Origin of the sequence: Streptomyces phaeochromogenes (genome assembly GCF_001418655.1) — a bacterium.
Lineage (GTDB): Bacteria > Actinomycetota > Actinomycetes > Streptomycetales > Streptomycetaceae > Streptomyces > Streptomyces phaeochromogenes.
The window spans coordinates 43,631-49,630 of sequence record NZ_LIQZ01000072.1; the positions used below are offsets into that span (position 1 = coordinate 43,631).

Below are 6,000 nucleotides of genomic sequence, written 5' to 3' on the forward strand. Positions count from 1 at the left end.
CCCAAGGGGAGCCCGGCATGACCACCAACGGAGGGCTATGCCGACGCGGATCCCCGCACCGGGCCCCGGCCCCTCACACTCTCGCGTGGAAGGCGGACTTCCGTGGATGTTGTTGCGCTCCTTGGACCTCCCGGCAGTGGGAAGAGCACCGTGGCCGCAGCCCTCACCGCCGAACGCCGCGACCTGCGCACGTTCAGACTGCGGGAGTTCGCCCAGGAACAGGCCCGCACGGACCGTGCGATGGCGATGGCCTTGGCCAACAGCCGGGACGCCTTGGGGTGGCTCCCCGACGGCTTGGCTACCGGGCTTGCCCGGCGCGCGCTGGAGGGCCATGTATGCCACGGTGGCGTGCTGCTCATGGAGAGCTATCCAGGCATCCACCTCCAAGCTGCGTGCCTTCTGGACGACATGAAACGCCTCGGATGCACCGGCGGGGTGATTGAACTGACGGCCCCCGAGTCAGTCTTGCTCCACAGGATCGAGCGCCGCCTTGTCTGCTCGGCCTGCGACCCGCAACGCCGACGTCCTGCCCAACCGGACCCGGAGAAGCCGGACACCTGCGCCTCGTGCGGCGCAGCACTCCAGCGGCGCCCGAACGACGCGCGCACGGTCGCTGCGCGAAGGCTTGCCCGCTACCGGCAATGTGCCCCTCGGACCCGCACTTTATGGCAGAGCAGCGGACTCGACTGGCGCACCGTCGACGCCGACCAGGACGAGCCGCTCGTCGTCACCGCGGCATTCTCCGCATTTCGCTCCCTTGCAGGAGTTCCCTCCACCATCTCGACGAAAGGACATGCCTAACATGGCTGTTTCCTTACCGATGCCCAGCATCGGCCCCCCGCCGGACACGTACGGACATGCCCGCATGCCGGCCCCTGGCTCCGCCCCGGTACCGGAGAAGATCGACCGCATCGAGTACGGCCGGTTCCGGAACGTGTACGTCTACATCACCGAGGCCTGCCAACTGCGCTGCTCGGGCTGCTACATGGGCGACCGGCTGGAGCGCGCACTGAAAATGCCGTTCGAGCAGATCCAGTCGACGCTCACCTCGTGGCGGCAGATGGGCGGCTCGAAACTGACCGTCCTCGGCGGCGAACCGACCCTGCATCCGCGCTACGAGGACACCATCCGTCTCGCGAACGTCCTGGGCTACGAGCACGTGATCACCACCAGCAACGGGCTCGCGCCCGCACGCCGCAAGTTCGAGCGCCTTGAGCCGGCCGACTTCGCGTACGTGCAGATCAGCCTGGACGGCGGCAGCGCCGCAACCCACGACGCGGTCCGCGGCGAGGGCAAGTTCGACGAGACGCTCGTGACGGTGAAGGAGCTGTGTAAGCGAGGTTTCGACACCCGCATCATCTGCACGGTCAGCAAGCGCAACGAACGCGACTGCCTCCGGCTCCTCGACCTCGCAGACGAGTTCGGCGTCGGCTTGGTGAAGTATCACGTGCTGTCGGTGATCGGGCGCGGTCATGGCAGCCCGGAGGACGGCATGGAGCCCCCGGAGTGGCTGGAGTTCTGCGACCGCCTGCGCACAGCGGCTCAGGGCTACCGGACCCGGATCTGGTATCAGCCGACCTTCGCACGCCGCTCGGACATGCCGCGGTTCGAGGCCGAGGGATACCGGGGCTGCATCGGCCGCACCCTGGACCGAATCTCGATCTTCCCGGACGGGCGGGCCTACGTGTGCTCCTTCCTGTTCGACACTGACCTGCACTTCGCCGAGATGCGCGAGGGCCGGATCGAACTGAACCGGCGCGAGAACGAGTTCGACCTGTTCACCGGCGCTCTCACCACGCCCGGCTGCGGAGGCTGCAAGGCCCCAGGCTCGTGCATGGGCGGTTGCCCCGCAGAACAGATCGTCGACGGACGGTCCTCCTGCGACGCATACGAGGACATCGTCCCGGTGTGCCGACTGTGGAAGTCGGTCCCGGCCAACTAGCCCCACGCAACCACGGTTGCTCGGTCTCGTTGCACGGGCGACCCCACGACACGAAGGAGATCCCATCATGTCCACCGACCGCTACCTGTCCTGCATCGACCTTCATCTCGTTCTGCAGGACGACCAGGGCCGTGTCCTACTCGGCGAGCGGAAGAACACCGGCTACATGGACGGCGCATTCCACTTCATCGCCGGCCACCTGGAGGAGGGCGAGCCGGCCAGCCGGGGCGTGATCCGCGAGGCTCTGGAAGAGGCCGGCATCATCCCCGAGGATCTCAAACTCGTCCATGTCATGCACCACTACACCGACAGCGGCCGCATGGCGCTCTTCTACCAGGCCACCCGCTGGAACGGCGAGATCACCAACCGCGAGCCGGACAAGTGCGCCGGGTGGCAGTGGTTCGCCCCCGACGCCCTGCCCCAGATGATCCCGTACGCCACCGACGCGCTGGACCACATCAGCAAGGGTGTCTTCGACTCCGAGCGTGGCTGGGAACGACGATGACTGTCCGTCAGTCGCAGTGGGATCTGGCGTGCTTCAGCTACCTGGCGCACGCCCAGGTCTCCCATGTCGCCCGCTACCCGGAAGCCAACCAGGGCGCAGAGGTGACCAGGACGTTCTCCTCGCTCGCCGGGGACGGGCCGATCATCGCTCAGGACTGCGCCGCGCGCGGTCTGCGAACGGCGCTGGTCGCCAACCAGATCGGCGACGACCCCACCGGGCGCCACACCCGGCAGCGCCTTGCGGCCGTCGGAGTCCACTACCGTGCCAGCCCCGGCTCGGCGCCACGGCGCACGCCGCATCTGACTGTGATCACCGACGATGCGAGCACGCGCACCTGGTTCGCCGACCTCACCCACGCCTACGCCAGCCTCCACCAGGCCGACACCAGCCCCATCGAGCAGGCACGGCTGGCCTACATCGACGGCTACACGGTCATCGCCGACGCGGCGGCGGGCGCCTTGCTCGCCGCGGCGGGCGCGGGTGTGCCGGTGCTGCTGAACCTCGGCGGCGACCGGCTCCACCCCAAGCTCCACCAGGCCGCCCGCCAGGCCCATGTGTTTGCGGTGCAGACGAGTCTTCCTGAGTTCCAGGCACAGGACGCGGACGACACCGCGCGCAGCCTCCTGACCGAACTGGGCGCACACGCGGCCGTGGTCACCGTGGGGGCGCTGGGTGCCGTTGCCGTCACCCGCACCACCACACACCAGATACCCGCTCGGAAGGTCGACGTCGTACACACGCACGGCGCCGGCGCCGCGTTCTCCGCCGCACTCGCCGCCGCCCACCTCGACGGCCACGACCTGCCGACCGCGCTGCACCTCGCAGGTGAAGCAGGCACAGCACACTGCACCACCGTCCCCGGTACCGATGCCTCCACCCCAGAAAGGACCGCATCATGATCGCCGAGCTCACCAAGCCCCTGCACAACCTCAACTGGGAAGACACACTCGCAGTCGAGGCACAGACCGGCAAAGTCCTTTCCGCCCTCGCCGACGACAAGGACCTCCTGCATCGCCTGGCCCACCGCGTGCCCCAGGACGAGCACCTCAGCGGCCTGTCCGAGCACTACGACATCCTCGACAAGCTGGTCCTGCACGACGACCCGGCCGGATGGCGCCTTCGCCTGCACGTCTTCCTCCCCGGCTACTACGACCGGCCCCACAACCACCGCTGGACGTACTCCTCGCGGATCCTGCGCGGCAGCTATCAGCACACCCTCTACGGCCTGGACGACATCCTGGACGACACCATGGACGTCGCCCTACTGCAGCCGTACATGGCCCGGACCGAGACGGTCGGCGACTCCTACACCCTGCACCACCGAATGATCCACGCCGCCGTCGCCGAGCCCCACACCGTCACCCTCATCGTGCGCAGCCCGGCACTCAAAGACCGGTTCCTCGTCAGCGACCGGGAAACCGGAAAAGCCTGGTGGCAATACGGGGCCGCGATGGAGCCCCACGCCGAGGGGCAGAAGAAGCGCATGAGCCGCGCCCAGATCAATCAGGCCCTCAACAGCCTCGCAGACATGGGGACCATCTGACCATCAGGCGGTGGCGTCCGGTGCGTGACACGGGCACCTCACCCGCACTTCCTGCTCAACGACGGCAGCGCCCCGGGAACCTCCCCTCCCGGGGCACAGCCGCTGGGGTGTAACAGAACACGGCCGTTGACGCTCCGGCAGTGAAGGGGGGAGGCGTCGGTGCGCTGCCATGCCTGCCACAGTGCTCCGCCGGCGTCGAGTTCGGTGTCCGCCCGGCGGGCGAGCCGGGAGCTGCCGTGTTCCCGGCCGGCCTCAAGGTGGCTCACGTACGAGGGGTCGATGTTCAGGCGCTGGGCGAGAGCTGCCTTCGACAGGCCCCGCACGTTGCGCCAGTGCGTGAGTTCCGCAGCGAACGTAGCCCGCTCCTCCCTCTCCAAGGTGGCTTTCCTCACGCACGTTCAGGGGCTTGGGGCCGTCCTTGACGCCACAGGCCGAGCACACCTGGCTGGTGGGCTCGGGTGCAGGCGGTCGAAAGTCCACGATCGCGGCTACCTCGCGTCGGTACCAGTGGAACGACCGCACATCGTCGACGCCGCTATGGAGGCCTACGGGCAGGTGCGGCACGAGGCAGCGCTGATGCTGCTGGACCGGCTCCCTGTGATCGAGGAGGCCCTGCATGACGCTCTTCGCTGAGTTCACGACCCCATGGCCGACGTAACTCACGCAAGCCGCAACCCCGGACAGCGAACTCGCCTGTCCGGGCCTGCGGTAGCAGCGGGGCACTTAGTGTTCCCCGAGAGAGACCGCACCACGCCACCAAGGGGACACCGTGGACATCGCCGAAGCCCAGAAGCTCGCCTGGCGGAACAAGCTCACCCAGGGCTTCAACACCACCGACATCCCGTTGGAGTTCGGCCTGCTCACAGCCGAAATCGGTGAGGCATTCACTGCTTGGCGCAAAGACCTGCCCGACAAGGGCGAAGAACTCGCCGACATCTTCCTCTACCTCACCGCACTCGCCGAGATGCAGGGGCTCGACCTCGGCGAAGAGGTCAGGCGGAAGATCGAGAAGAACGCGAGCCGCCTGTACGCCCCCGGGGCAAACGGCACACTCGTACGGACCAGTAAAGAGTAGGTGCAAATGGCACCAAAACGGAGCGACTTGCTGAGCGCGCCGCTGTGAGATCTCGCCGGTATCCACGCAACACGAATGACGGAGCGTCCAGATTTCTCTGCACATCGGGACGGAACGCGGCTGGCAGGGCCGTCGTTCCAGCGCGCCGTAGCCTCGGATCTTCCTTTCGCGCCATCCGCGCGGGCATCCCGGGAGAGGACACACGGCCATCGTGCAGGACGGTCCGATTTACGCCCAGTTGGTTGCGGAACGAGGCGATGTCCCGGAGGAGGCACGCGCATTGGCACAGCGCACGCGAGAGTCGCTCGCGCGTGTGATGCCGTCTTCGAGCGTCGCCCGGGAAATACGGCCTGACGCGGCACGTCACCGCTGACGACGTTCGGCAGGCTCTGTCGCCCGGTGGTGGCAGTCACCCGCACGCCCGAAGGTACGAGCGGGCTTGCGGGTCTGGCGGGGTATCGAAGTGTGCGGGTATTGCCCAGGTGGGCCGGAAGGGATCGGAAATGTCCCATCCACGCCATGCCTCATCGCGCAATTCGCCAGTCTCCGTGTCGACGACGCCGGCGGGTACGAGGACGAGCCGTGGCGGACGGGTGCGGCGCTGTCGTTCGTCCAGCAACTGCCAGTGGTGGGCGCGTTCGCGCTGGTGGCGCTGCGTGCGGGACAGGCTCCGTCCGCTGGCGCCGCGTTCGTGGGCACTGGTGTCCAGGACCTCCTCGTCGCGGCGCACTCCGTCAGTTCCGGGTAGGGCGTGGTAGAACTTGCGGTTGCGCGCGAGGACCAGGCCGTCGTCGACGAGGCGGCGCAGACGGCGCTGGACCGTGCTGCGGTGCAGACCGGTGACAGTCTGCAGGGCGCGGCTGTCGTGGCCGTCGAGCGGGTCTAACGAGCTCGTGCACGGTAAGCGGTGAGAGGTCGAGAACTTCGCTGTGGCC

Annotated in this window: 8 protein-coding genes and 1 pseudogene; 7 read left to right on the forward strand and 2 right to left on the reverse strand. The window is 67.8% G+C overall.

Annotation, left to right across the window (positions count from 1 at the left end; translation table 11 throughout):
* Positions 1-102 precede the first annotated feature (102 nt).
* The 5 genes from AOK17_RS11030 (at position 103) to AOK17_RS11050 (ending at position 3,990) form a co-directional block, all read left to right on the forward strand.
* Positions 103-801, forward strand: coding sequence for a nucleoside monophosphate kinase (locus AOK17_RS11030; RefSeq protein WP_079052931.1), 699 nt, complete (start codon positions 103-105; stop codon positions 799-801).
* 1 nt (position 802) lies between these two features.
* Entirely contained in the window at positions 803-1,942 is a 1,140-nt protein-coding gene (locus tag AOK17_RS11035) for a radical SAM/SPASM domain-containing protein (RefSeq protein ID WP_055612215.1), read from the forward strand.
* A gap of 67 nt (positions 1,943-2,009) precedes the next feature.
* Positions 2,010-2,447, forward strand: coding sequence for an NUDIX hydrolase (locus tag AOK17_RS11040; protein WP_055612216.1), 438 nt, complete (start codon positions 2,010-2,012; stop codon positions 2,445-2,447).
* Complete coding sequence (locus AOK17_RS11045) at positions 2,444-3,346, forward strand: carbohydrate kinase family protein (protein WP_055612217.1); 903 nt, start codon at positions 2,444-2,446, stop codon at positions 3,344-3,346. The genes AOK17_RS11040 and AOK17_RS11045 overlap by 4 nt, the downstream gene beginning before the upstream one ends.
* Positions 3,343-3,990 (forward strand): hypothetical protein, encoded by a 648-nt coding sequence (locus AOK17_RS11050; protein ID WP_055612218.1) that lies wholly within the window; start codon positions 3,343-3,345, stop codon positions 3,988-3,990. Before AOK17_RS11045 ends, AOK17_RS11050 begins: the two co-directional genes overlap by 4 nt.
* A gap of 38 nt (positions 3,991-4,028) precedes the next feature.
* Here the strand turns inward: AOK17_RS11050 and AOK17_RS11055 are convergent, their stop codons facing one another.
* Positions 4,029-4,367: a helix-turn-helix domain-containing protein gene (locus tag AOK17_RS11055; RefSeq protein WP_055612219.1), complete on the reverse strand. Its 339-nt coding sequence runs from the start codon at positions 4,365-4,367 to the stop codon at positions 4,029-4,031.
* 130 nt (positions 4,368-4,497) lie between these two features.
* Here AOK17_RS11055 and AOK17_RS53535 point away from each other — a divergent pair, with 130 nt between their 5' ends.
* Together AOK17_RS53535 and AOK17_RS11060 are read left to right on the forward strand one after the other, a co-directional pair.
* Positions 4,498-4,623 (forward strand): hypothetical protein, encoded by a 126-nt coding sequence (locus AOK17_RS53535; RefSeq protein WP_281198597.1) that lies wholly within the window; start codon positions 4,498-4,500, stop codon positions 4,621-4,623.
* Positions 4,624-4,759: 136 nt separating this feature from the next.
* Positions 4,760-5,065: a nucleoside triphosphate pyrophosphohydrolase family protein gene (locus AOK17_RS11060; RefSeq protein ID WP_055612220.1), complete on the forward strand. Its 306-nt coding sequence runs from the start codon at positions 4,760-4,762 to the stop codon at positions 5,063-5,065.
* Positions 5,066-5,474: 409 nt separating this feature from the next.
* Here the strand turns inward: AOK17_RS11060 and AOK17_RS51580 are convergent.
* A pseudogene (locus tag AOK17_RS51580) lies at positions 5,475-6,000 on the reverse strand (hypothetical protein); the annotation flags it as partial.